Below are 26094 nucleotides of genomic sequence, written 5' to 3'. Positions count from 1 at the left end.
CTTCGGGCTGCCTTGCGGTGCTCGCCTTTCGCGCGGTCTCGCTCGAACTCGCTGCGCTCAGACAATCGCGAGCCCTGATCCGCGGAAGGCTGCGCTCCTCAGCGACGCACAGGGGATCGCCCGGCCCGCACCGCCTGCCGGGCTTGGGGATCGCTGCGCTCGCCGGAGAGATGCACAACGATTGCGTCCACGTCGGTGGGTGGTATGTCTTTGGGCGGTTGTTGAGGCTCCGGCGAGCACCGCAGGGGCAGGCGGATCAGGGCCGCGCGTGTCTGAGCGAAGCGAGTTTGCGCGGACCCCGCCTGACGCGAGGAGCAGCAGCGAAGCCCGAAGGGCCGGAGACGTCTGCCGCCCAAAGGCATGCCGCCCGCCGACGCCCCTACACCACACCGAAGCACCTCGACAACCATCACCTCAACCAAAGGCCACTAAAATAGACGACCCCGAGGAGCGTTGCAGCGGCACCCCCGCCAGGCTCGGGTCTGATCCCGCAACGACGCTCACCTGACCATCGCGAATCCAGGTGAGCCCATGTCCGAATCTTCTTCCTCTGCCGTCACGTCCGTTCCCCCGATGAAGCTGTCGGGCCTCGAGCCCGTGCGCATCGGCGAGGGCACGCTGTTCGTCAACATCGGCGAACGCACCAACGTCACTGGTTCCAAGGCCTTCGCGCGGATGATCCTCAACGGCCAATTCGAGGAAGCCCTGGCCGTGGCGCGCCAGCAGGTCGAGAACGGCGCGCAGGTCATCGACATCAACATGGACGAGGCCATGCTCGACAGCAAGGCCGCGATGGTCCGCTTCCTGAACCTGATCGCGTCGGAGCCCGACATCGCGCGCGTGCCGATCATGGTCGACAGCTCGAAGTGGGAGGTCATCGAGGCGGGTCTCCGCTGCATCCAGGGCAAGGGCATCGTCAATTCGATCAGCATGAAGGAAGGCGAAGACCAGTTCCGCCACCAGGCCAAGCTCTTGCGCCGCTACGGTGCCGCCGCTGTGGTGATGGCCTTCGACGAGAAGGGCCAGGCCGACACCTACGAGCGCAAGGTCGAGATCTGCCAGCGCGCCTACCGCATCCTGGTCGACGAAATCGGCTTCCCCGCCGAGGACATCATCTTCGACCCGAATATCTTCGCGGTCGCGACCGGCATTGAAGAGCACAACAACTACGCGGTCGACTTCATCGAGGCGACCCGCTGGATCAAGCAGAACTTGGCCGGCGCCAAGGTGTCGGGCGGCGTGTCGAACGTGAGCTTCAGCTTCCGCGGCAACGACCCGGTGCGCGAGGCCATCCACACCGTCTTCCTGTACCACGCGATCAAGGCCGGCATGGACATGGGCATCGTCAACGCCGGCATGGTCGGCGTGTACGACGACCTCGAGCCGGTGCTGCGCGAGCGCGTCGAAGACGTGATCCTGAACCGCCGCCCCGATGCTGGCGAACGCCTGGTCGAAGTGGCCGAGACCGCCAAGAGCGGCGCCAAGGACGAGAGCAAGCGCAACGACTGGCGCGGCACGCCCGAGGCGCCGGTGAGCGTGGGAGACCGGCTGAGCCACGCACTGGTGCACGGCATCACCGAGTTCATCGTCGAGGACACCGAAGAGGCCTACCAGGACATCCTCGCCAAGGGCGGCCGGCCGCTGCATGTCATCGAAGGCCCGTTGATGGACGGCATGAACGTGGTCGGCGACCTGTTCGGCGCCGGCAAGATGTTCCTGCCGCAGGTGGTGAAGTCGGCCCGCGTGATGAAGCAGGCCGTGGCACACCTGCTGCCCTACATCGAGGAAGAGAAGCTGCGCGACGAGGCGGCCGGCCGCGACGTGCGCACCAAGGGCAAGATCATCATCGCGACGGTGAAGGGCGATGTGCACGACATCGGCAAGAACATCGTCACCGTCGTGCTCCAGTGCAACAACTTCGAAGTGGTGAACATGGGTGTGATGGTGCCCTGCCACGAGATCCTGGCGCGCGCCAAGGTCGAGGGCGCCGACATCGTGGGCCTCTCCGGCCTCATCACGCCGAGCCTGGAAGAGATGCAGTACGTGGCCGGCGAAATGCAGCGCGACGACCATTTCCGCATCAAGAAGATCCCGCTGATGATCGGCGGCGCCACCACCAGCCGCGTGCACACGGCCGTGAAGATCGCGCCGCACTATGAAGGCCCGGTCGTTTACGTGCCGGATGCGTCGCGCAGCGTGAGCGTGGCGCAGAGCCTGCTGAGCGACCAGGCGACCAAGTACATCGACGAACTCAACGCCGACTACGACAAGGTGCGCCTGCAGCACGCCAACAAGAAGCAGGTGCCGCTGTGGCCGCTGGCCAAGGCACGCGCCAACAAGACGCCGATCGACTGGACGAACTACACGCCGCCGGTGCCCAAGTTCATCGGCCGCCGCGTGTTCAAGAACTTCGACCTGACCGAGCTCGCCAAGTACATCGACTGGGGCCCGTTCTTCCAGACCTGGGACCTGGCCGGGCCGTTCCCCGCGATCCTGAAAGATGAAGTCGTGGGCGCCGAGGCCGTGCGCGTGTATGCCGACGCGAAGCGCATGCTGCAGCGCCTGATCGAAGGCCGCTGGCTCAGTGCGAGTGGCATCGTGGGCTTCTGGCCGGCGAACACCGTGAACGACGACGACATCGAGCTCTACACCGACGAGACGCGCAGCGAGGTCGCGATGACCTGGTACGGCATGCGCCAGCAGACCGAAAAGCAGGTGATCGACGGCGTGATGCGCCCGAGCCGATGCCTGTCCGATTTCGTGGCGCCGAAGGACAGCGGGCTGAAGGACTATGTCGGGATGTTCGCTGTCACCGCCGGCCTGGGCGTCGAGAAGAAGGAGAAGGCCTTCGTCGACGACCTCGACGACTACTCGGCCATCATGCTCAAGGCACTGGCCGACCGGCTGGCCGAAGCCTTCGCCGAATCGTTGCACCACCGCGTGCGCACCGACCTGTGGGGCTACGCCGCGGACGAGGCCTTGAGCAACGAAGACATGATTGCCGAGAAGTACCGCGGCATTCGCCCCGCGCCCGGCTACCCGGCCTGCCCCGACCACAGCGTGAAGCGCGAGATGTTCGAGGTGATGCAGTGCGCCGACATCGGCATGACGCTGACCGAGAGCCTGGCCATGACGCCGGCGGCCAGCGTGAGCGGCTTCCACCTGAGCCATCCCGACTCGACGTACTTCAACGTCGGGAAGATCGGGCACGACCAGCTGGCCGATCAGGCGGCACGCCGTCGGCTGCCGGAGAGCGAGCTCGAGCGCCTTCTGGCACCGAATCTGTAGGCCGTCGGCGCGGTTACGGTTTTTACAGCCACGGCGGGAGTCGCGGCGGTGCTGCGCTGTCTAAGCTGGAACATCGTGGAGGTTTCAGCGAAAGGACAGATATGCAGAACCCGATCACTACCGATATCGAACCGCTGCCCGAGCGCCGCCCGGTAGCCCAGCGCGGCGCGACCTCGCCCAAGGTGCTGTGGGGCACCATTGGCGCACTGGCTGTCGTGATCGCAGCGCTCGGCGGCACGATGCTTTACCAGCACAGCAGCGATCACGGCGGGACGCCCAGCGCGACTGCGCCGGCGCAACCGCTGTACGGCCCTGAAGATGGCGACCGGCCCTCTGCCGCCTTGCCGGCACCGGCGCGTGTGCCGGACACCGTGAGTCGCACGGAGCCGCCGTCGACCGCACCTTCGACCGCCGGAATGAATGCGGCACCGGGCAATGGCACCGTCGCTGCAGCACCGGCCCCCGCACGAGCCCCGGTCTGCGCGATCTGCGGCCGGGTCGAATCCGTGCGCACCGTTCAGCACGCTGCGCCGCCCACGGGCGTCGGTGCCGTCGCAGGCGGTGTGCTGGGCGGCGTGCTCGGCAACCAGATCGGCCATGGCGGCGGACGCACGGCGGCCACGGTGATCGGCGCCGTGGGCGGTGGCTATGCCGGCCACACCATCGAGAAGCGCACCCGCACCGAGACCAGTTACCAGGTCAGCGTACGCATGGACGATGGCCGCCTCCGCACGGTCGAAACGCGCACCGCGCCGCCCATTGGCAAACCCGTGACGCTGCAGGGCAACGTGCTGCGTCCGGCCGACGGCCGCGTTTGAACGGCTAGCGCGGTTTGCTGCGGACCACTGCGCGCTTGCGCGCCGGTATCGGCTTCAACTCGTGCGGCTGCAGCACGAAGTCGGCGCTGTCCGTCAGCATCTCGACCGCGAGGTCGATGAAGGCGCGCACACGCAGCGGCTGCGCCACCCGACTGCCGTAGTAGACGTACAGACCGAGGTGGTCCGTCACGTGCTGCGTCAGCAACGGCACCAGGTGCCCGCTGCGCAGCAGCGGTGCCGCCGTGGCACCGATCAACTGGCCGATCACCTGGCCTGCCAGCACCGCGCGGATTTCCAGGTCGACGTCGTTGGTGCACAGCGCGGGTGCGATGTCGCGCGCCACGATTTGGTCGTCGACCTTGAACTCCCATGGCATCAGCTTGCCGCTGGTCGGGTGCCGAAAGCAACTGCAGTGGTGCTGCGCCAGGTCGTCGATGCGCTGGGGCGCACCGAAGCGCGCGATGTAGGCCGGCGCGGCGCACACCACGAGCTGCACCGGCATTAGCTTGCGCGCGATCAGCCCGTCCTGCGGCGCGAGGCCGCTGCGGAAGCCCACGTCGACACGCTCCTCGACCCAGTTGCCGACGCGGTCGTCCAGCTGCACGTCGGGCTCGATTTGCGGATGCCGCGCGCAGAAGGCTTCGAGCACTGGCCACAGGACCTGCAGCATGGTCGCGCGCGGCGCCACGATGCGCAGCGGCCCGGCGATCTCTTCGCGCCCTCGGCGCGCATTGCGCAACGCGCGCTGCAGCGCGTTCAGGCCGGGCTGCGCGGCCTCGAGGAACTGGCTGCCTTCCTCCGTGAGACTCAGTCGTCGCGTGGTGCGGTGGAACAGCCGCACACCCAGGTGTGATTCGAGCTGCGCCAGCGCCTGACTGGCCGCCTGCGGCGTGATCGCCTGCGCGGCGGCGGCCTGGCGCAGGCTGCCCAGCTCCGCCGCCTGGATGAAGGTGGTGATCGCGCGGAGTTCGTTGAAGGCCATCGCCGGATTATCACGATTGTCTTGCGTATGAAGCGAGCCAAAGTGGGCTATTCCGATGCGGATGCAAAACCTACATTTCCCTCACCGCATCCCCTCATCACCCTGATTTCAAAGGAACCGACATGACTGCAACGAACGACTTCAAGCGCGTCTGGATGATCACCGGCGCCTCCCGCGGCCTCGGCGCCCGCATGGCCGAAGCCGCACTCGCCAACGGCGACGCGGTGGTGGCGACCGCCCGCAACGCCGCCGACGTGGCCAAGCGCTTCGGCGACCACCCGGCGCTGCTCGGCGTGTCGCTCGACGTGACCGAAGAGGCCCAGGCCGCGCGTGCCGTCGAGGCGGCCATCGCCCGCTTCGGCCGCATCGATGTGCTGGTGAACAACGCCGGCTTCGGCCTGCTCGGCGCGGTGGAGGAAGCCACGGCCGACGAGGTGTGCAAGCTCTACGAGACCAACGTGTTCGGCCTCTTGAACGTGACGCGTGCCGTGCTGCCGTCGATGCGCGCGCGCCGCAGCGGCCATGTCCTCAACCTCTCGTCGCTGGGCGGCCATCAGTCCGGACCCGGCTTCGGGCTGTACTGCTCGACCAAGTTCGCCGTCGAAGGCATCAACCAGGCGCTGCACAAGGAACTGGCCCCGCTGGGCATCCACGTCACGGCGGTCGAGCCGGGCTACTTCCGCACCGAGTTCCTCGAAGGCAATTCGCTGACCGTGTCGCCCAAGTTCATCGCCGACTACGAAGGCACGTCGGGCCAGGTGCGCATCGCTGCGCGCAGCATCAGCCTCCACCAGCCGGGCGACCCCGTGAAGCTGGCGCAGGCGGTGATCCGGCTGGTCGAGTCGCCGAAGCCGCCGATGCGCCTGCCGCTGGGCACCGACACGCTGCAGGTGATCCGCGACCACATCGACGGCCTGCAGCGCGAGACCGCCGAATGGGCCGAACTGGCGGCGTCGACCGACTACGCGCCGGCCTGAGCAAAAGGGGCAGCGCCGGTGACATGTGGAAACGCGCTCCCGGCGGTAGCCGACAGGCAAGGGCGTCGCTTTCATGCACAGTGAAGCGCTATGTCCAGTCCCAAGTCGTCGACCATCGCCTGTCCTGAATGCGGCCAACGCAACCGCGCAGGTGCCCGCTTCTGCGAAGCGTGTGCCGCGCGGCTCGGTGCGGAGCCTTCGATCGCGTCGACGCGTGCTCCCACGCGTGCACCCTTGCCACCCCCGGTGACGGCCCCGGTGCCGCCGCCGGTGACGGCCTCGGGTGCTGTGCCCGGCGACAGCCGCTTCGACGCGCCACGCACGGTGCATTCGCGTCCCATGCCGCTGCCGGAGGCCAGCAACAGCGGCTTCTGGTTCAAGTTCTGCATGGCGGGTCTCGCCGTCATGATCGGTTTCATCGCCTGGAGCGTGTACATGCTCACGGGCAGCAAGGCGCCGACGCAACTGCCTGCAGGGCAGGTCAGCGCTGACACGCCGGCGGTGGCACCTGTGGCACCGGCCACCCAGAGCGCGGCGCCGATCAGCCCGCCAGCGCCTGTGGCGCTGCCGCGCGCCGCCGCGGCGACCACGGACGCACCGCCGCCATCAGCAACCCCGACAGCGCGTGCTCCCCGGCCCGCATCGACCGTGACGCCTGCAGCACCACGGCCTGACGCCGAAGCGCGCGAGCGACCCGCGCCGCAACGCCAGGCGGCGACAAGAGAACGCGTGCGGCCGCCGCCCGCCGAAGTGCGCCCTGCCGATTACGGTGGATGGGTCGAGCCGTCGCGCCCGCCCGCCATGACCTCGGCGCCGAACTACCAGGACGCTGGTCCGCCAGTCGTTTCGGGCCCGGGTCCGCGCGAGCCGTTGCCGATGACATCTCCTGCGTCGCCCACCGGCAGCGTGACCACCACGGGCGGGCAAGACCTGGGCCCGCCTGTCACCCCCGGCCCCGGCCCGCGCTACGACTATTCGACGCCGAACGCCGTGGGCCGATAGCGCCGGATCAGAGAACGACCGGCACCTCGGTCGCCGGTGGCGTGTTGCGGCTGCGGCCGCTGCGCACGATGCCGTCGATCATCACCATGCCCACGCCGGGAATGTCGCCCAGCGCGACGCTCTCGAGCAGGCCGGCGGCCGGCGAATGCTGCGCGCGGTCCATGAAGACGAAGTCCGCATCGCGGCCCACTTCGATCAGGCCGCAGTTCAGGTTGCGGATGCGCGCCGTGTTGCCGGTCGCGAAGCAGAACACCTGCTCGGCCGGGATGTTGGCGAAGGCCGAGATGAACGACACCATGCGCAGGATGCCCAGCGGCTGCACGCCCGAGCCGGCCGGGCCGTCGGTGCCCAGGATCACGCGGTGCGGGCACTTCAGCTCGATCGCGGCGCGGGCCGCGGCGATGGCCGTCTTCTCATTGCCGTTGTGCACGATCTCGATCGCGCGCGTCGATTTCTCGCACAGCTCGCACACATGGGCCTCGGGCAGCGAAGTGTGGCCGCCGTTGATGTGGCCGATGACGTCGGCATCGGCCTCGAGCACCACGTCCTTGTCGATGTAGCCCGAGCCCGGGACCGAGGGGCCGCCGGTGTGGATGGTGCTCTGGATGCCGTATTTGCGCGCCCACGCCACCATCTCCTTGGCCTCGTAGCCGGCCTTCACCGTGCCCAGGCCCACTTCGCCGAGCAGGCCCACGCCGGCCTCGGCGAGTTCCTTGAAGTCGCTCTCGACCATGCCCTTTTCGATGACCGGCGCACCGGCCAGCACCTTCACACCGCTGGGGCGGAAGTTGTCGTACGCCCGCTGGGCGGTGATGGCCAGCGCCTTCAGGCCGACGATGTCCTTGGGGCGGCCGGGCAGGTGCACTTCGCCTGCGGAGATCATGGTGGTCACGCCGCCGTTCATCGACGAGTCGATCCAGCCCAACTGGCTCTGGCGCGGCGTCCAGTCGCCGAAGACCGGGTGCACATGGCTGTCGATCAGGCCCGGTGCGACGGTGGTCTTCTTGCAGTCGATGACGGTCTTCGCGCCCTCGACGTCGCAGTCCTTGTACTTGCCGACCGCGGTGATCAGGCCGTCGACCACGACGATGGTGTCGGCGTCGAGGATGGGTTGGTCGATGTCGCCCGAGAGCAGCAGACCTATGTTCTGGATGACGACCTTGCCCGACTTGCCGCCGGCTGCGATTTCTGCCATGTCAAGCCTCCCGCCGGGCCGCCCCAAGGGAGGCTTGCGCCCCCTTGGGGGGCCGTGAACGAACGTGAGCGATAGGGGTCATTTTTTCCTCGTGGGTTGTGTCTGGTGGTTCGTCTGCCCGCACCGTGCGCAGCAGCGTTTCGATCACGAAATCTTCCCAGTGCGTGACCGCGGCCGGCAACTCCAGCGGCTCGCCAAGGAAGGCGGTGAGCGTATGGCGGTTGGCCGTGTAGAAATAGCCGGTGGCTGCGATCAGCAGGTAGACATCACGCGCCACCAAGTCGGTGCGGAACAGGCCCTGTGCCGCACCGTTCTGGAGGATGTCCGAGATGATGGACACCGCGCGCGACGAATACTCGCGCGCCCGCAGCGACTTCGAGATGTGCCGGCCCTTGTGAAGGTTCTCGGTGTTGAGCAGCGTGACGAACTCGGGATTCTTGCGGTAGTAGCCGAGCACGAAGCGGATGACCGCGGTGAGCGCATCGACCGGACGCGTGGTGTCGAGGTCGAGCGCGGCCTCGGCGTCGTCCATGCGCTGGTAGATGCCTTCGAGCACCGCGATGAACAGGCCTTCCTTGCTGCCGAAGTAGTAGTAGATCATCCGGTCGTACGACTTCGCGGCCTTCGAGATCTTCTCGACACTGCCGCCGTCGTAGCCGTACTTGGCGAACACCTTGGTGGCCGCCTTCAGGATCGCATCGCGCGTGGCCTGCGCCGCAGCCTCGCGCACGCCCGTCTTGCGCTGGGGCTTGGCGGAGGGCTTGCGGGTGGTCATGCCTTGGCGCAGTGCAGGAGTGTTTGGACCATGCCAGCGACATCCGCGGGACTGGCTCTGCCAGACCGCAGGATGTGCCCCCCCGGGGGGGAGCCGCGCAGCGGCACGGGGGGGGTCATCATTTCTCAGCGAAGGCGCGTTCGACGACGAAGTCGCCGGGGGTGCTCGTGTTGCCTTCCTTGAAGCCCCGCGCTTCGAGCATGTGCTTCAGGTCGACCAGCATGCCGGGGCTGCCGCACAGCATCACGCGGTCTTCTGCGGCGTTGATCGGTGGCAGGCCGAGGTCGTCGGTGAGCTTGCCGCTCTCGACCAGCTCGGTGATGCGGCCGCGGTTGCGGAACTCTTCGCGCGTCACCGTCGGGTAGTACAGCAACTGCTTCTGGATCGTCTCGCCCAGGAACTCGTGCTCGGGCAGATGCTGGGTCACCAGGTCGTGATAAGCCAGCTCGTCGACCTGGCGCACGCCATGCACCAGGATGACCTTCTCGAACTTCTCGTACGTTTCCGGGTCGCGGATGATGCTCATGAACGGTGCGAGGCCGGTGCCCGTGCCGAACAGGTACAGGCGCTTGCCCGGCAGCGTGTAGTCGATCAGCAGCGTGCCCGTGGGTTTGCGGCCCACGATGATGGTGTCGCCGACCTGGATGTGCTGCAGCTTGGACGTGAGCGGGCCGTCGTCCACCTTGATGCTCAGGAACTCGAGGTATTCCTCGTAGTTGGCGCTGGCGATGGAGTACGCACGCAGCAGCGGCTTGCCGTTCACCTTGAGGCCGATCATGGTGAAGTGACCGTTCGAGAAGCGCAGTGCCGGGTCGCGCGTGGTGGTGAAGGTGAACAGGCGGTCGGTCCAATGATGGACCGAGAGGACGCGTTCTTCGCTGAATGCACTCATGAATGACTCGATGAAAAGTGGACGAAATGGCGCGCGACAAAGGCTTGCAAACGGGGCTGGCGACCTTGACAAGCAGACACCGGCTGAGGCCGCCCAATTGTCGTTCACCGTATGCACCATGCCGGTGAGCCCAGGAAAACACCCATGCAAACATCGGGCCGGATCGGTAGATTCCCAACCATTGATGTAGTGAACACCACATGAACGTGGAGCGGATGCTACACAAATGACAAATTGCGCACAAGCGTGAAACCGGCATGTTTGTTGCACGCGGTGGCAGCACGCTTTCTGAGAGAACGCCACGATGACTGAACACACCAAGACAGATGGATTGCTGGGCATGGACGTGCCGGTGATCCCCGACGCCGCCGGTTTCGGCAAGGCGCCGCCGCGCAACGACCGCATGAGCACCGCCAAGGTCGAGTGCAACGCCTGCCCGGTGCTCTGCCAGATCTCCGACGGCCGCACCGGCGCCTGCGATCGCTATGCCAACCGCGACGGCGTGCTGGTGCGCGTCGACCCCGTCGTGCTGCTGCGCCGCGAATTGACCAACCCGTCGCCGGCACTGGTGCCCTTCGCCCGCGACGGCGCCGAGCCGGCCGCCGAAGGCACGGAAGCCGACTGGAACGGCGACCTGCTGCACGCCGACGAGGTCTTCGTCACCGGTGTCGGCTCGTCCACCACGTACCCCGACTACAAGCCCGCGCCCTTCATCGTGGGCTCGAAGGTGCGCGGCGTCGACATGGTCACGGTCGTGACCGAAGGCATCTTCAGCTACTGCAGCCTGAAGGTGAAGATCGACACCGACCGCTTCCTCGGCGCCGAGCAGGCCAACGTCCGCTACAAGGGCGAGGTGGTCGGCCATGTCACCACGGCCGAATACGGCTCGCAGATGCTCTCGCTCGGCGGCGTGCACCACCTGACCGGCGGCAGCAAGAAGGAAGGCCGCATGGCGCTGGAGCTGATGCAGAAGCTCGGCAACAAGCAGCCGGCCGAATGCACCATCGACGGCGGCTCCAGCCTGGTCATCCAGGCCGGCCGCGCGCCCATCGTCAACGGCGTGGAAGAACAGCGCATGCGCGTGGGCTGCGGCTCGGCGGCGGTGGGCATCTTCGCGCGCCAGTTCGCCGGCGTGGCCGACGAGGTGGTGGTGGTCGACGACCACATCACCGGCGTGCTCACGCAGCACCAGGCGGGGCGTTGCCTCGACATGCCCGAATCGGGCATCAAGATGCTGGGCCGCAAGTCGACACCCGGGCGCTACTTTCAGGTGGCCAACCCCGGCAACGGCTGGGGCGGCACGGACATCGCCGACCCGCTCTCGATCATCGAGGGATGGGAAGAGGGCGTGGCCAAGCCTGGCCTGCGCCTGCTGATGACGTCGACCACGGGCGAGCATGCGCAGTGGTACGTGCTCGACGACGCGCTGGTGCCGGTCGAGCAGCCAATGCCGCCAGAGGTGAAGCGCATCGTCGACCGCATCGGCGAGAACTGCGAGCCCTCGCTGTGCACCGTGCTCTTCCTCGGTGGTGCCGGCGGCAGCCTGCGCGCGGGCGTCACCGAGAACCCGGTGCTGCTCACGCGCGCCATCAAACGCGCGCTGGTCAACGTGACCTGCGGCGGTGCCCCCGCCTACGTGTGGCCGGGCGGCGGCATCACGGTGATGGTCGACGTCATGCGCATGCCCGACAACAGCTTCGGCACCGTGCCCACGCCGGCCATCGTCGCGCCCATCGAATTCAGCATGCGGCTCGAAGACTACGCCGCGCTCGGCGGCCACGTCGACCATGTGTGCCCGTTGCAGGAAGCGCTGGCGCGCGGTGCGTGGCAGGACGACGGCGCACCGGTCACCCGCCAGTGGGTGCGCATCGATGACGCCAACCCCTGGCCACTCGGCCAGCCGCCGATGCTGGGCTGAACCTTGCACGCCGAACGCCATCTGCTCGACGCCCAGCGTTGGCACCTGCACCACGGCCCGATCGATCTGGTGATCGAGGCCGAGGGCGATGTTGCGGCCGTGTCGTCGGCGCATGCGGCAGCGTGGGCGCGCTTCGAATCGCTGCTTGCGGAGTTGGTGGGCGAGCTGCCGCTGTTGCGCCAGCCTGTCGGTGCGACCTGTGGGTTGCAAGGCCCGATCGCACGCCGCATGTGGAACGCCTGCGCGCCGTTCCGTCCGGCCTTCATCACGCCGATGGCGGCAGTGGCCGGGTCGGTGGCCGACGAGATCATTGCCTTCTATCGTCGCCCCGGCATCGAGCGCGCCTGGGTCAACAACGGCGGCGACATCGCGCTGCACCTGGCGGCCGGGCGCTCAGCGCGTGTCGGCCTGTTCGCAGACATCGCGCAGTTCGACCTGGCCGATGCCGGTCCGCTCACGATCGATGGACAGTTCGCTATCGACGCGGCCGACCCGGTACGCGGCGTCGCCACCAGCGGCTGGCGCGGCCGCAGCTTCTCGCTCGGCATCGCCGACAGCGTGACGGTGCTCGCCGCCACGGCCGCACAGGCCGACGCGGCGGCCACCGTCATTGCCAACGCCGTCGATGCAGACGACGCCGCGATTCGCCGCCTGCCGGCCAGCCAGTGCAAGGACGACAGCGACCTCGGCGACATCCCGGTGACGGTCGACGTGCCGCCCCTTGCCCCCGCCACGGTGCGCCGTGCACTCGATGCGGGCGTGGCCTGTGCGCGCAGCCTGCAGAAGGGCGGAAACGCCTGGGCTGCGATGCTCGTTTGCCAGGGGCAGTGGCGTCTTGTCGAGCCCTTATGCTCCATCACCGCGGCGACGCCGCGCGATGCAGTTGGTTCAGTATTTGCTTAACGAATGGCGAGCTTCATTCCATGATCGATATCCGCCGCGTCTTCACCCATGTCGAGCACATCCACCACGAGTTCGGCCCCCGCGCCGAAACGCCGTTGGTGCGTGGCGCCATCGGCGTGGTGATGACCAACCCTTTCGCGGGCCGCTACGAGCCCGACATCCTCCCCATGATGGCGCTGCTCGACCCGGTGGGCGTCGACATGGCGCACAAGCTGCACGCCGCCATGGACGTGCCGCTGAACCAGATCGCCACCTACGGCAAGGGCGCGATCGTCGGCGCCGCCGGCGAGCTGGAACACGGCGCGCTGTGGCACGTGCCGGGCGGCTACGCCATGCGCGAGCTGCTCGGCTGGAAGGGCGACCGCAGCGCCTACACGGCCGGCAAGGCCGAAGAGAAAACGGGCCAGCCGGCCAATGCACTGTCGATCGTGCCGTCGACCAAGAAGGTCGGGCCACCTGGTGCGGCGCTCGACGTTCCTCTGACGAACATCAACGCCAGCTACGTGCGCGGCCAGTTCGACGCCATCGAGGTGCGGGTGCCCGGTGCACCGGCCGCCGACGAGATCGTCTTCATCCTCGCGATGAGTACCGGCTACCGCGTGCACGCCCGTGTCGGCGGCCTGCTGGCCAAGGACATCAGCAAGTGGGACGGCCTGCGCTGAGCCCCGAGAACATCTGAGACGAAGGAAAGAACAACCATGAGCGCCAACATCCGCAAACTCATCGTCCAGGTCGACGAGACCCGCAAGGAAATGGGCCAGGACATCACGCCGCCCACGCGCCGTGCCGTGGCCATCGCCGTCATCGAGAACCCCTACGCCGGCCGCTATAGCGAATCGCTCGACGAGCTGATCGCCATCGGCGAAGAGCTGGGCGCGCTGCTCGGCCAGAAGGCCGTCGCCGCACTCGGCATCGCACCCGGCGAGGCGCAGAGCTACGGCAAGGCCGCCATCGTCGGCGAGGCCGGCGAGCTCGAGCACGCCGCGGCCATCCTGCATCCGAAGCTCGGTGCGCCGTTGCGCGTGGCGGTCGAGAAGGGTGCCGCGCTGGTGCCGTCGGCCAAGAAGCGCGGCACGCTGGGCACCGCCATCGACGTGCCGCTGGGCCACAAGGACGCCGCCTTCGTGCGCAGCCATTTCGACGCCATCGAGGCCCGCGTGAGCGATGCGCCGCGGGCCAACGAAATCGTCGTGGCCGTGGCCGTGACCGACAGCGGCCGCCCGCTGCCGCGCATCGGCGGCCTCCAGCATTCCGAAATCAAGGGTGAAGACGGTCTGCGCTGACCGCACCCAACGCGTTGTGTTTTCTCTGTTCGACCTCTCCAGGAGTTTCCCCATGAACCCATTGCGTCATGTCTTCAGCGCGGCCGCCGTCGCCACGCTCGCCACCGCCCTCGTTCCCGCGCATGCGCAGGGCGTGATCAAGATCGGCGAGATCAACAGCTACAAGGCGCAGCCCGCCTTCCTCGAGCCCTACAAGAAGGGCATGGACCTGGCGGTCGAAGAGATCAACGCCGCGGGCGGCGTGAACGGCAAGAAGCTCGAGATCATTACCCGTGACGACAACGCCAACCCCGGCGACGCCGTGCGCGTGGCCGAAGAGCTGGTGTCGCGCGAGAAGGTCGACCTGCTGGCCGGCACCTTCCTGTCGAACACCGGCCTGGCCGTGACCGACTTCGCCAAGCAGAAGAAATTCTTCTTCCTCGGCGGCGAGCCGCTGACCGACAAGATGACCTGGCAGGGCGGCAATCAGTACACCTTCCGCCTGCGCCCCGGCACCTACATGCAGGCCGCGATGCTGGTGCCCGAGGCCGTCAAGCTGAAGAAGAAGCGCTGGGCCGTCGTGTACCCCAACTACGAATACGGCCAGTCGGCCGTGGCCGCGTTCAAGACGCTGATGAAGGCCGCGCAGCCCGACGTCGAGTTCGTCGCCGAGCAGGCCACGCCGCTGGGCAAGGTCGACGCCGGCAGCGTGGCGCAGGCCCTGGCCGACGCCAAGCCCGACGCGATCTTCAACGTGCTCTTCGGTGCCGACCTGTCGAAGTTCGTGCGCGAAGGCAACACCCGCGGCCTGTTCAAGGACCGCGAAGTGGTGAGCGTGCTGACCGGCGAGCCCGAGTACCTCGACCCGCTGAAGGACGAAGCGCCCAATGGCTGGATCGTGACCGGCTACCCCTGGTACGGCATCAAGACGCCGGCGCATGACGCCTTCCTCAAGGCCTACCAGGCGAAGTTCAACGACTACCCGCGCCTGGGCTCGATCGTCGGCTACAGCATGATCAAGTCGGCCGCCGCCGGCATTGCCAAGGCCAAGAGCACCGACACCGACAAGCTGGTTGCCGCCTTCAAGGGCCTGCAGGTCGACACGCCGCTGGGCAAGATCACCTACCGCCCCGAAGACCACCAGTCGACCATGGGCGCCTTCGTGGGCCGCACCAAGAACGAGGGCGGCAAGGGCGTGATGGTCGACTACGTCTACCTCGACGGCGCCGACGCCAAGTACCAGCCGTCCGCCGCCGACGTGAAAAAGTCGCGCGCGGCAGACTGACAGAAGCAGGCAGAACGATCCATGAGCTTTTCAGGTTTCATCGTCCAGCTGCTCAACGGGCTGGCGAGCGCGTCGTCGCTGTTTCTGGTGGCGGCAGGTCTGTCGCTGATCTTCGGCGTGACCCGCATCGTGAACTTCGCCCATGGCTCGTTCTTCATGGTGGGCATCTACATCGCCTACACGCTGGTCGAGAAGCTGGGCGGCAGCCTGGGTTTCTGGCCGGCCCTGCTGCTCGCGGCAGTGGCGGTGGGCATCTTCGGGGCGCTGATCGAGGTGGTGCTGCTGCGCCGCATCTACAAGGCGCCTGAACTCTTTCAACTGCTGGCCACCTTCGCGCTGGTACTCGTCATCAAGGACGCGGTGCTGTGGCTCTGGGGCCCCGACGAGTTGCTGGGCCCGCGGGCGCCCGGCCTCAAGGGCTCGGTCGAGATCCTCGGCCGGCAGTTTCCTTCGTACGACCTGTTCCTGATCGTGGTCGGTCCGGTCGTGCTCGGCCTGGTGTGGCTGCTGCTCACCCGCACCCGCTTCGGCACGCTCGTGCGCGCCGCCACGCAAGACCGCGAGATGGTCAGCGCGCTGGGCGTGAACCAGGCGTGGCTCTTCACCGCCGTGTTCGCGCTGGGCGCATTGCTGGCCGGCCTGGGCGGCGCGCTGCAGCTGCCGCGCGAACCCGCCACGCTCGAGATGGACCTCAACACCATCGGCGCCGCATTCGTGGTGGTGGTGGTTGGCGGCATGGGCTCGCTGCCCGGTGCGTACGTGGCCGCGCTGCTCATTGCCGAGATCAAGGCGATCTGCATCTGGCTGGGCGTGGTCGACGTGTTCGGCATCCCGGTCTCGTTCTCCAAGCTCACGCTGGTGGTCGACTTCCTGGTGATGGCCGTCGTGCTGGTGTGGCGCCCGTGGGGCCTGATGGGCCGGGCGCAGGCGCCGAGCCGCTACGTCGGCATGCAGGAAGAACCGCTGCGCCTGCCGAGCCGCGCCTACGTCATCGGCACCGCGCTTTTCGCGCTGGTGCTGGCGGCCATGCCGATCCTCACGGCTGGTTCGCCGTACACCATCGTGCTGCTGATCGACCTGCTGATCGCGGCGCTGTTCGCCGCCAGCCTGCACTTCATCATGGGGCCGGCCGGCATGCATTCCTTCGGCCATGCGGCGTACTTCGGCCTGGGGGCCTACGGCGCCGCGCTGCTGGTGCGCGCCATGGGCCTGCCGATGGAGCTCGCTCTGGTCGTCGCGCCGGCCGTCGCGGCCCTCGGGGCGTTCGTCTACGGCTGGTTCGCGGTGCGGCTGTCGGGCGTGTACCTGGCCATGCTCACGCTGGCCTTCGCGCAGATCACCTGGGCCGTCACCTACCAGTGGGACAGCTTCACCGGCGGCAGCAACGGGCTGACCGGCGTGTGGCCGTCCGAATGGCTGTCGGACAAGCGCGCCTACTACTGGGTCACGCTGGGGCTCGTCGGCCTGGGCGTGTGGTGGCTGCGGCGCGTGCTGTTCTCGCCCTTCGGCTATGCGCTGCGCGCAGGCCGCGACTCGGTGCTGCGCGCCGACGCCATCGGCATCGACGTCAAGCGCATGCAGTGGGCCGCCTTCGTGGTGGCCGGCACCATGGCCGGCCTGGCGGGCTCGCTCTTCGCGTTCTCCAAGGGCAGCATCTCGCCCGAGACGCTGGCGGTCGGCAAGTCGGTCGATGGCCTGGTGATGGTGCTGCTCGGCGGCATCCAGACGCTGGCCGGCCCGGTCGTGGGCGCGGTCACGTTCACCTGGCTGCACGACACCGTGGCGCGCAACACCGACTACTGGCGCGCGATGCTCGGCGCCATCATCCTGCTGCTGGTGCTGCTGTTCCCGCAGGGCATCGCAGGCTCGATCAAGCTGATGGTGGACCGCTGGCGCGGCAGTTCGAAAAAGAAGAGTGCGACGGCGCTCGGTGAAGTGAAGACGTCATGACCCTTCTGCAAGTCAACAACCTGGGCAAGTCCTTCGGCGGCGTGAAGGCCGTCGACGGCATCAGCTTCGACCTGGCGCCCGGCGAACTGCTGGCGCTGATCGGCCCCAACGGGGCCGGCAAGTCGACCACCTTCAACATGGTCAACGGCCAGCTCAAGGCCGACCAGGGCTCGATCAAGCTCAACGGCGAAGAGCTCGTCGGCCGCAAGCCGCGCGAGATCTGGCGCCTGGGCGTGGGCCGCACCTTCCAGATCGCCGAGACCTTCGCGTCGCTCACCGTTGTCGAGAACGTGCAGATGGCGCTGCTCTCGCACGACGGCAAGCTGTTCTCGATGTGGCGCCGCGCGGCCGACCATCGGCGCGACGACGCGCTGGCGCTGCTCGACCAGGTCGGCATGAAGGCCCAGGCCGATCGGCCGTGCAGCGAACTCGCCTACGGCGACGTGAAGCGGGTCGAACTCGCCATCGCCATGGCCAACGAACCCAAGCTGCTGCTGATGGACGAGCCGACGGCTGGCATGGCGCCGAAGGAGCGCAATTCGCTCATGGCGCTGACCAAGGACCTGGTGATCCAGCGTGGCATGGCCGTGCTCTTCACCGAGCACAGCATGGACGTGGTCTTCGCTTATGCCGACCGCATGATCGTGCTGGCGCGCGGCCGCCTCATCGCGCAGGGCAAGCCGCTGGAGATCCGCGACCATCCGAAGGTGCAGGAGGTGTACTTCGGTAGTGGCAAGACCTTCGAGAAGATCGCAGAGAAGGCCGCCGAAGTGAACGCGGCGGTGGGCGCATGACCATGAACAAGCACGAGACACTGCTGAGCGCCAAGTCGCTGTGCGCCTGGTACGGCGCCGCGCAGATTCTTTACGACGTCGACCTCGAAGTGCGCCGTGGCGAAGTCGTCGCGCTGATGGGCCGCAACGGCGCTGGCAAGTCGACCACGCTGAAGGCACTGATCGGCATGCTGAGCAAGCGCAAGGGCGCGGTGAGCTTCCTCGGTCAGGACATTTCGAAGAGCGAGCCGCATCACGCGGCCAAGATGGGCCTGGGCTTCGTGCCCGAAGACCGCCGCGTGTTCACCGATCTCACGGTCATGGAGAACCTGGAGGTCGGCAAGCAGCCGCCGCGCCGCTGGGCCGACGGCAGTGAGGCGCCGCTGTGGACGCCCGAGCGACTGTTCAAGCTCTTCCCCAACCTCGGCGAGATGCCGAATCGGCCCGGCGGCCGTATGAGCGGCGGCGAACAGCAGATGCTGACGGTTGCGCGCACGCTGATGGGCAACCCCTACCTCGTGCTGCTCGACGAGCCGTCCGAAGGCGTGGCGCCGGTGATCGTCGAGCAGATGGCCAACATGATCCTGGAGCTCAAGGCGCAGGGCGTGAGCATTTTGTTGAGCGAGCAGAACATGCACTTCGCCGAGCTGGTGTCCGATCGGGCCTATGTGCTCGAGAAGGGCCAGATCCGCTACCAGGCGACGATGGCCGAGCTGGCTGCCAACGACGAGGTGCGCCGCGCCTACCTGAGTGTTTGATCAACGTCCGTCCCCACTTCGTCAGGAGCTTCACATGCAACGCAGAACCATCCTTCACGCCGGCGCGGCCCTCGGGCTCGTGGCGCTGTCGCCGCAGCTCTTCGCCGCGGGCCAGCGCAAGCCGGCCGCAAACGCCGCGCTGATCGTGGTCGACGTGCAGAACTGCTTCATCGAGGGCGGCACGCTGCCGGTGAAGGGCGGCGCCGAGGTGGTGCCGGTGATCAACAAGCTGGCCGGCGCCTTCCAGAACGTGGTGGTCACGCAGGACTGGCACACGCCGGGCCATGCGTCTTTCGCGACGGCCTACCCCGGCAAGAAGCCCTTCGAGACGACCACGCTCCAGTACGGCAAGCAGGTGCTGTGGCCCGACCACTGCGTGCAGGGCACCGACGATGCGTCGCTGCACAAGGACCTGAAGCTGCCGACCGCGCAGCTCATCATCCGCAAGGGCTACAACAAGGGCGTCGACAGCTATTCGGCCTTCGAGGAAGCCGACCACAAGACGGTGACCGGCCTGGCCGGCTACCTGAAGGCACGCGGCATCAAGACGGTGTACGTCACCGGCCTGGCCACCGACTTCTGCGTCGCCTGGACCGCCATGGACGCGCGCAAGGCCGGCTTCGAGGCCTACGTGGTCGAGGACGCCACGCGCGGCATCGACCTCAACGGCTCGCTCGCCGCTGCCTGGAAGCAGATGGCGGCCAAGGGCGTGAAGCGCATCCAGTCGTCGGACATCCTGAGCGCATGACGCTGCGCGGCGTCGGCGCGAGGTTCTGATCCCGAGATGCCCGGACTCTCGCTGACCGTCAACGCGCAGGCCGTCGTCGTCGATGCCACGCGCCAGGCGACGCTGCTCCATGTGCTGCGCAACGAGCTCGGCCTGAACGGCCCGAAATACGGCTGCGGGCTCGGCCAGTGCGGTGCCTGCACCGTGTGGGTCGATGGCGTCGCGGCACGCAGTTGCGTGATCCCGGCGCACGGCGTGGCGGGGCGGGAGATCACCACCCTCGAAGCGTTGGGCACGCGTGCAGCCTGGCATCCGGTGCAGGCCGCGTTCGAGGAAGCCCAGGCTGCGCAGTGCGGCTACTGCCTCAACGGCATGGTGATGCAGGCCGCGGCGTTGCTGGCGCGCGAACCGCATCCGAGCGAAGAACGCATCCGCGCCGAACTGTCCGGCAACCTGTGCCGCTGCGGCACGCATGTCGAGATCGTTCGCGCCGTGCAGCTGGCGGCCTCACGGCTGGCGGCCGACGCATGACGAATTCGCGCCGCGCCGACGCGCCGCGCACGCGCGCCGAGTTCCTTTCGGCCGACGGCGTGCTGGTCGTCACCCGTCCGACCCCGCCCGCCGCGCCGCCGACGCCGGGCCAGCCGATCGCGGTGTCGGGCAACCCGGCCGAGGGCGACGAGATCCTGCTGGCGGTGTGGGACGACGGCAGCGCCTCGGCGCTGCACGGCCACGTCGACCTGGGCACCGGCATCCAGACCGCGCTGATGCAGATCGTGGCCGAGGAGCTCGACCTCGGCATGCCCTGCGTCCGCGTGATGCTCGGCGACACCGCGCGCGTGCCCAACCAGGGCGGCACCATCGCGAGTGCATCGATCCAGATCCACGCCCAGCCGCTGCGGCTGGCCGCGGCGCAGGCGCGCGCCTGGCTGCTGGAGCGTGCGGCCGAACGGCTCGGTGCGCTGGTGACATCGCTCGAGGTACGCCACGGCATCGTGCGCGTGGCCGAAGACGTGGCGCGCCAAGTGACCTACGCGCAACTGGTCGCGGGCCAGCGCACCGTGCTCACGCTCGCGAACGACACGGCGCTGAAGCACCCGGCCGACTACCGTGTCGTCGGCACGCGCCAGCCGCGCGTCGACATCCCGGCCAAGCTCGCGGGCGAGCTCGTCTTCGTGCACGACATGCGCGTGCCCGGCATGCTGCACGGCCGCGTGGTGCGGCCGCCGTATGCGGGCGCGGACCACGGCGACTTCATCGGCAACACGCTCGAATCGGTCGATGAATCCTCCATCGCGCACATCCCCGGCATCCGCGCCGTGGTGGTGCTGCGCGACTTCGTCGGCATCGTGGCCGAGCGCGAAGAGCACGCCGAGCAGGCGATGCGCGAACTGCGCGTGACGTGGAAGGCCTGGCCCGGCATGCCCGACCTGTCGAACGTGGCGCAGGCGCTGCGCGACAACCCGTCGACCCAACGACTGCTGGTCGACGACGGCGATGTCGACGGCGCCATCGCGCGCGCGGCGCAGCCGATGCGGCGCACCTATGTGTGGCCCTATCAGATGCATGCGTCGATCGGGCCATCGTGTGCGCTGGCCGATTGGCAGGCCGACGCTTCCGACGGTTTTCCATTGCGCGTGTGGGCCGGCTCGCAGAGCCCGCACGTTTTACGCGCCGACCTCGCCAAGCTGATGGACCTGCAGGATGTGCAGGTCGACGTCGTCCGCATGGAGGCCGCCGGCTGCTACGGCCGCAACGGCGCCGACGACGTGGCGGCCGATGCGGCGCTGCTGGCGCGTGCGGTCGGCGCGCCAGTGCGCGTGCAGCTCACGCGCGACCAGGAACACGCGTGGGAACCCAAAGGCGCCGCGCAGTTGATGGACGTCAACGGCGGGCTCGACGCCGACGGTGGCATCGCCGCCTACGACTTCGAGACCTCGTACCCGTCGAACGGCGCGCCTACGCTGGCGCTGCTGCTCACGCGCACGGTCGAGCCGGTGGCGCAGGCCTACGAGATGGGCGACCGCACCGCGCGCCCGCCGTACACGGTCGAGAACCTGCGCGTGAAGGTCAACGACATGGCGCCGATCGTGCGCGCCTCGTGGCTGCGCGGCGTGTCGGCGCTGCCGAGCTCGTTCGCGCACGAGTCGTACATCGACGAACTGGCGACCGCCGCTGGCGTCGACCCGGTGCAGTTTCGGCTGCGCCATCTGAACGACGAGCGCGCGGTCGAACTGGTGCAGGCCACCGCGCAGAAGGCCGGCTGGCGCATGCGCACCGGCCCGCAGGAGAACGCCGATGGCGGTCTCGGCGATGGCGGTGACATCCTCTTCGGCCAGGGCTTCGCGTACGCGCGCTACGTGCACAGCAAGTGGCCCGGCTACGGCGCCGCCTGGGCCGCGTGGGTGGCCGACGTCGAGGTCAACCGCACCACCGGCGAGGTGCACGTGCGCCGCGTGGTGGTCGGCCATGACGCGGGGATGATGGTCAACCCGGCGGGCGTCGAGCACCAGATCCACGGCAACGTGATCCAGACCACCAGCCGCGCGCTGATGGAGGAAGTCCGCTTCGCGCCGCAGCAGGCGGGCGGCGCGCCTGCCGGTGAGGTGATGGCCGGCCGGCCCGCGTCCGGCGTGGTCGCGAACCGCGAATGGGGCGGTTACCCGATCATCAACTTCCGCCAGGTGCCGGTGATCGAGGTGATGCACATGCCGCGGCAGGGCGAGGCGCCGCTGGGCGCGGGCGAGTCGTCGTCGGTGCCGGGCACGGCCGCCATCGCGAACGCGATCTTCGATGCGACGGGCGTGCGCTTTCGCGAGCCGCCGTTCACGCCGGAAGTGGTGCGGGCGGCGCTGAACCTGCTGATGCCGCCCGATGGCAGCGCCATTCGCGCGGGCTTGGATCTGCCGCACAGCGACGCAGCACCGGCCGCGCAGCCGTCGCGCCTGCCGGCCGACGCGCCCTGGCCGAAGCGCAAGGGCCTGTGGGCCACGGCCAGTGCCTTGCTGATCGGCGGCATCGGCGTCATCACCGGCGTGCTCGGCTGGCGCTCCGCGATCGCGCCCGTGTCGCTCACCACGCCGATCTACAGCGCCACCACCATCGAGCGCGGCCGCGTCCTCGCCGCCATGGGCGACTGCGCCGTCTGCCACACCGCCGACGGCGGCACGCCGAACGCCGGTGGCCGTGCAATGGACACGCCCTTCGGCACGATCTACACCACCAACCTCACGCCCGACCCCGAGACCGGCCTGGGCCGCTGGTCCTTCAGCGCCTTCCAGCGCGCGATGCGCGAAGGCGTGTCGCGTGACGGGCATCACCTGTACCCGGCCTTCCCATACACGGCCTTCGCCAGGACCAGTGACGACGACCTGCAGGCGCTGTACGCGTACTTCATGGCGCTGCCGCCGGTGCAGTCCGCCACGCCGAAGTCGGATCTGAAATTTCCGTTCAACGTGCGCCCGCTGATGGCCGGCTGGAACGCGTTGTTCCATGACCCCACGCCCTACACGCCGGTCGCCACGCAGAGCGCCGAATGGAACCGCGGCGCCTACCTGGTCAACGGCCTGGGCCACTGCGGCGCCTGCCACACGCCGCGCAACGCGCTGGGGGCGGAGCAGGGCGGCAGCGCCTTCCTGTCGGGCGCGATGGTCGACGGCTGGGAGGCGCCGGCGCTCACGGCGCTGTCCAAGGCCGCGGTGCCATGGACGGCCGACGCGCTCTACGGCTACCTGCGCCACGGCCACGCGCCATCGAATGGCACCGCTGGCGGACCGATGGCCGAGGTGGTGCGCGAACTGCAGCAGGTGCCCGACGACGACATCCGCGCGATGAGCACCTACCTCGCGTCCTTCAACCCGACGGTGCCCGACCCGCAGGCGCTGGCCGCGCAAGCCGTGCAGACGGCCGCTGCCAACAAGGGCCGGCTGCTCGGCGCGCCGCAGCGCCTGTTCGACAACGCCTGCGCCGCCTGCCACCACGACGGCGACGGGCCGACGCTGCTGGGCGTGAACACGCCGCTGGCACTCAACACCAACCTCACGAGCGACCGGCCGGACAACCTGCTGCGCACCATCCTCGACGGCGTGCGCGAGCCGGCGACGAAGGACATCGGCTTCATGCCGGCCTTCGGCGATGCGCTCGACGACGTGCAGATCGCCGAGCTCGCCGGCTACATGCGCACCCGCTTCGCGCCGCAGGCCGCGCCTTGGCCGACGCTGGCAAAGGATGTGGCGCGGCTGCGGGCCGAAACCACGGTCAAGCGCTGATCAAGCCTTTGGGGTCACTGCGCCGGACGGCGTGGAGTGCTGCGGCATCAACGCGTCGATCTCCGCATCCTTCGCGGCCCACATGCCCGCCAGCCATCGGTGGAATTTGCCGCGGAACACCGAGTCGGCGACGTAGTCGCCCTGCGCGAAGTCGGTCGGGATCGCCACTTCGCGCGCACGAACGATCACGCGCGTCGTGCGGCCGCAGAGAAAGTCCCAGAAGCTCGGCACGCCCTCGGGGTAGACGATGGTCACGTCGATCAGCGACTGGAACTTGGCGCCCATCGCTTCGAGCGCGAGCGCCAGCGCGCCGGACTTGGGCTTGAGCAGGTGGCGGTAGGGCGAGCCCTGCGCCTTGTGCTTGTCGGCGGTGAAGCGGGTGCCCTCTGCGAAGTTCATCACGCTGGTGGGCACCAGCGCGAACTTCTCGCAGGCGCGGCGTGTCGTCTCGCGGTCCTGGCCGCGCAGCGCGGGGTTCTTGCGCAGGTCGGCCTTCGAATGGCGCGCCATGAAGGGGAAGTCGAGCGCCCACCAGGCCAGGCCGATCACCGGCACATAGATGAGCTGCTGCTTGAGGAAGAACTTCAGCAGCGGAATGCGCCGGTTCAGGGTGTGCTGCAGCACGAAGATGTCGACCCACGACTGGTGGTTGGCGTTGACCAGGTACCAGCCGCGGTAAGCCAGGGCGTCGACGCCCTGCACGTCCCACTTGGTGCGCTGGGTCAGGCGCATCCAGCCGCTGTTGCAGGCGATCCAGGCCGTGGCCACGCCGTTGAGCGCCGGGTCGATGGCCCGGCGCACGGCGGCGAAGGGCAGCACCAGCTTCACCAGCGCGAGGATGAAGACCAGGCTGCACCAGAACAAGGTGTTGATGACGAGCAGCAGGAAGGCGATGACGCCGCGGACGACGGGAGGCAGGAAACCGAGCATAGGGACGGGCAGCGCCGCAAGGGCGCGAGTGAGCGCGAAGACTGCGATTGTGCGCACAAGATCGCGCGCGGCGTGCTGCGCCAGATCAGGCCCCGCAGAATTCCTCCGGCGCGCACGCGCCAGCCGGGCGCGTTATCGTTGCGGCGCACGGCCTTCGCGGCCGATGCGTCCTTCAGAACTTCAGAGCCGAGACAACACCATGCCCCTCTCCCTCAGTGCCTCTTCCTCCCTTCCGCACGATGCCGCGCAGGCCACGCTGGTCGGCCGCCTCTGGCAGCCGGACGTCGGCCCGGTGCTGGTGGCGGTGCATGGCGACCACCTGCACGACCTGTCGCGCGTCGCGCCGACCATGAGCCAGCTGCTCGAAGGCGACGCGCCCGCGGCCGCCGTGCGCGCCGCGCTGCAGGACGGCATCGCGCATCGCATCGCCTCGCTCGACGCGGTGTTGGCCAACAGCGACGAGACGGCACGCGACAGCACCCGACCCTGGCTGCTCGCCCCCTGCGACCTGCAGGCGGTGAAGGCCAGCGGCGTGACCTTCGTCGCCAGCCTGCTGGAGCGTGTGATCGAGGAGCAGGCGCGCGGCGATGCGTCGCGTGCCCAGGCCACGCGCCAGGCCATCGGCGAGGTGCTCGGCGACAACTTGGCGGACATCGTGCCCGGCTCGCCCGAGGCGGCGCGCGTGAAAGAGGTGCTGATCGCGCAGGGCGCGTGGTCCCAGTACCTGGAGGTCGGCATCGGGCCCGACGCCGAGATCTTCACCAAGGCGCCGGTGCTCGCGGCCGTGGGCATGGGTGCCGACGTCGGCATCCATTCGGGCTCGGTGTGGAACAACCCCGAGCCGGAGGTGGTGCTGGCCGTCAACAGCCGCGGCCAGACGCTCGGCGCGGCGCTGGGCAACGACGTGAACCTGCGCGACTTCGAAGGCCGCAGCGCGCTGCTCTTGGGCAAGGCCAAGGACAACAACGCCTCGTGCGCCATCGGCCCCTTCATCCGCCTGTTCGACGCCGGCTTCGGCATCGACGACGTGCGGCGCATCACGGTCGGCCTGCAGGTTACGGGGCCGGAGGGCTTCACGATGGAGGGTTCGAGTTCGCTCGCGAAGATCAGCCGCGATCCGTTGGACCTGGTGGGCCAGGCCATCAACCAGCACCACGACTACCCCGACGGGCTGATGCTCTTTCTCGGCACCATGTTCGCGCCGACGCAAGACCGCCACGGCCCCGGCCAGGGCTTCACCCATGTGGTGGGCGATCAGGTGCGCATCTCGGCGCCTGAACTCGGCGCGCTGGTCAACCGCGTGGTGCACGCCGACCAGGCGCCCCGCTGGCGCTTCGGCATCACCGCGCTGATGCGCAACCTCGCGCACCGCGGGCTGCTCTGAGCCCGAA

Annotated in this window: 21 protein-coding genes and 1 riboswitch; of the genes, 16 read left to right on the top strand and 5 right to left on the bottom strand. The window is 68.3% G+C overall.

All coding sequences use genetic code 11. From position 1 onward, the window contains the following. The first annotated feature begins 441 nt into the window (after positions 1 to 441). A riboswitch (S-adenosyl-L-homocysteine riboswitch) is annotated at positions 442 to 509 on the top strand. A gap of 64 nt (positions 510 to 573) precedes the next feature. After that, complete coding sequence (gene metH, locus ACSFA0_RS00670) at positions 574 to 3288, top strand: methionine synthase (protein WP_435450869.1); 2715 nt, start codon at positions 574 to 576, stop codon at positions 3286 to 3288. Positions 3289 to 3389: 101 nt separating this feature from the next. After that, positions 3390 to 4106 (top strand): outer membrane lipoprotein, encoded by a 717-nt coding sequence (locus tag ACSFA0_RS00665; protein WP_435448308.1) that lies wholly within the window; start codon positions 3390 to 3392, stop codon positions 4104 to 4106. Positions 4107 to 4110: 4 nt separating this feature from the next. On the opposite strand, the gene ACSFA0_RS00660 is transcribed toward ACSFA0_RS00665, so the two are convergent. Next, positions 4111 to 5088, bottom strand: a complete 978-nt coding sequence (locus ACSFA0_RS00660; protein ID WP_435448307.1) for a LysR family transcriptional regulator — start codon at positions 5086 to 5088, stop codon at positions 4111 to 4113. A 122-nt stretch (positions 5089 to 5210) separates the two neighbouring features. On the opposite strand from ACSFA0_RS00660, the gene ACSFA0_RS00655 reads away from it, so the two are divergent. Together ACSFA0_RS00655 and ACSFA0_RS00650 are read left to right on the top strand one after the other, a co-directional pair. Beyond that, entirely contained in the window at positions 5211 to 6065 is an 855-nt protein-coding gene (locus ACSFA0_RS00655; protein WP_435448306.1) for an oxidoreductase, read from the top strand. Positions 6066 to 6155: 90 nt separating this feature from the next. Then, positions 6156 to 7067 carry a DUF7577 domain-containing protein gene (locus tag ACSFA0_RS00650; protein WP_435448305.1) on the top strand — a complete coding sequence of 304 codons (912 nt, stop codon included), beginning with the start codon at positions 6156 to 6158 and terminating at the stop codon, positions 7065 to 7067. A gap of 7 nt (positions 7068 to 7074) precedes the next feature. Here ACSFA0_RS00650 and ACSFA0_RS00645 read toward each other — a convergent pair whose 3' ends face one another. The 3 genes from ACSFA0_RS00645 to ACSFA0_RS00635 all read right to left on the bottom strand — a co-directional run bounded on the left by ACSFA0_RS00645 (position 7075) and on the right by ACSFA0_RS00635 (position 9929). Continuing rightward, positions 7075 to 8262: an amidohydrolase family protein gene (locus ACSFA0_RS00645; protein ID WP_435448304.1), complete on the bottom strand. Its 1188-nt coding sequence runs from the start codon at positions 8260 to 8262 to the stop codon at positions 7075 to 7077. A 1-nt stretch (position 8263) separates the two neighbouring features. Then, the gene (locus ACSFA0_RS00640; protein ID WP_435448303.1) at positions 8264 to 9037 is read right to left on the bottom strand and encodes a TetR/AcrR family transcriptional regulator; all 774 of its coding nucleotides are present in this window, start codon (positions 9035 to 9037) and stop codon (positions 8264 to 8266) included. Between the two features lie 118 nt (positions 9038 to 9155). Next, positions 9156 to 9929, bottom strand: a complete 774-nt coding sequence (locus ACSFA0_RS00635; RefSeq protein WP_435448302.1) for a ferredoxin--NADP reductase — start codon at positions 9927 to 9929, stop codon at positions 9156 to 9158. A gap of 304 nt (positions 9930 to 10233) precedes the next feature. On the opposite strand from ACSFA0_RS00635, the gene ACSFA0_RS00630 reads away from it, so the two are divergent. The 11 genes from ACSFA0_RS00630 to ACSFA0_RS00580 are packed head-to-tail and all read left to right on the top strand — an operon-like array spanning position 10234 to position 23773. Then, positions 10234 to 11847: a 6-hydroxynicotinate reductase gene (locus ACSFA0_RS00630; protein ID WP_435448301.1), complete on the top strand. Its 1614-nt coding sequence runs from the start codon at positions 10234 to 10236 to the stop codon at positions 11845 to 11847. A gap of 3 nt (positions 11848 to 11850) precedes the next feature. After that, the gene (locus ACSFA0_RS00625; RefSeq protein ID WP_435448300.1) at positions 11851 to 12750 is read left to right on the top strand and encodes a UPF0280 family protein; all 900 of its coding nucleotides are present in this window, start codon (positions 11851 to 11853) and stop codon (positions 12748 to 12750) included. A gap of 20 nt (positions 12751 to 12770) precedes the next feature. Further along, entirely contained in the window at positions 12771 to 13412 is a 642-nt protein-coding gene (locus ACSFA0_RS00620; protein WP_435448299.1) for an amino acid synthesis family protein, read from the top strand. 36 nt (positions 13413 to 13448) lie between these two features. Further along, entirely contained in the window at positions 13449 to 14033 is a 585-nt protein-coding gene (locus ACSFA0_RS00615) for an amino acid synthesis family protein (RefSeq protein ID WP_435448298.1), read from the top strand. 52 nt (positions 14034 to 14085) lie between these two features. After that, on the top strand, positions 14086 to 15297 hold the full coding sequence (locus ACSFA0_RS00610; protein WP_435448297.1) for an ABC transporter substrate-binding protein: 1212 nt from the start codon (positions 14086 to 14088) through the stop codon (positions 15295 to 15297). A gap of 21 nt (positions 15298 to 15318) precedes the next feature. After that, positions 15319 to 17247: an ABC transporter permease gene (locus ACSFA0_RS00605; RefSeq protein WP_435448296.1), complete on the top strand. Its 1929-nt coding sequence runs from the start codon at positions 15319 to 15321 to the stop codon at positions 17245 to 17247. Next, positions 17244 to 18041 (top strand): ABC transporter ATP-binding protein, encoded by a 798-nt coding sequence (locus ACSFA0_RS00600; RefSeq protein WP_435448294.1) that lies wholly within the window; start codon positions 17244 to 17246, stop codon positions 18039 to 18041. The genes ACSFA0_RS00605 and ACSFA0_RS00600 overlap by 4 nt, the downstream gene beginning before the upstream one ends. A gap of 2 nt (positions 18042 to 18043) precedes the next feature. Further along, entirely contained in the window at positions 18044 to 18778 is a 735-nt protein-coding gene (locus ACSFA0_RS00595) for an ABC transporter ATP-binding protein (RefSeq protein ID WP_435450868.1), read from the top strand. Between the two features lie 34 nt (positions 18779 to 18812). Continuing rightward, a complete protein-coding gene (gene pncA / locus ACSFA0_RS00590; RefSeq protein WP_435448293.1) occupies positions 18813 to 19526 on the top strand; it encodes a bifunctional nicotinamidase/pyrazinamidase in 714 nt (237 codons plus the stop codon). 36 nt (positions 19527 to 19562) lie between these two features. Then, entirely contained in the window at positions 19563 to 20036 is a 474-nt protein-coding gene (locus tag ACSFA0_RS00585) for a (2Fe-2S)-binding protein (protein WP_435448292.1), read from the top strand. Next, positions 20033 to 23773 carry a molybdopterin cofactor-binding domain-containing protein gene (locus ACSFA0_RS00580; protein ID WP_435448291.1) on the top strand — a complete coding sequence of 1247 codons (3741 nt, stop codon included), beginning with the start codon at positions 20033 to 20035 and terminating at the stop codon, positions 23771 to 23773. Before ACSFA0_RS00585 ends, ACSFA0_RS00580 begins: the two co-directional genes overlap by 4 nt. Here ACSFA0_RS00580 and ACSFA0_RS00575 read toward each other — a convergent pair whose 3' ends face one another. After that, positions 23774 to 24703: an acyltransferase gene (locus ACSFA0_RS00575; RefSeq protein WP_435448290.1), complete on the bottom strand. Its 930-nt coding sequence runs from the start codon at positions 24701 to 24703 to the stop codon at positions 23774 to 23776. Between the two features lie 199 nt (positions 24704 to 24902). Here ACSFA0_RS00575 and ACSFA0_RS00570 point away from each other — a divergent pair, with 199 nt between their 5' ends. After that, positions 24903 to 26087 carry a fumarylacetoacetate hydrolase family protein gene (locus ACSFA0_RS00570; protein ID WP_435448289.1) on the top strand — a complete coding sequence of 395 codons (1185 nt, stop codon included), beginning with the start codon at positions 24903 to 24905 and terminating at the stop codon, positions 26085 to 26087. Positions 26088 to 26094 lie beyond the last annotated feature (7 nt).

Origin of the sequence: Variovorax restrictus, assembly GCF_051216715.1 — a bacterium.
Classification (GTDB): domain Bacteria; phylum Pseudomonadota; class Gammaproteobacteria; order Burkholderiales; family Burkholderiaceae_C; genus Variovorax.
The sequence above is the reverse complement of the archived record's forward strand: the minus strand, read 5'-3'. Positions and strand labels throughout refer to the sequence as shown.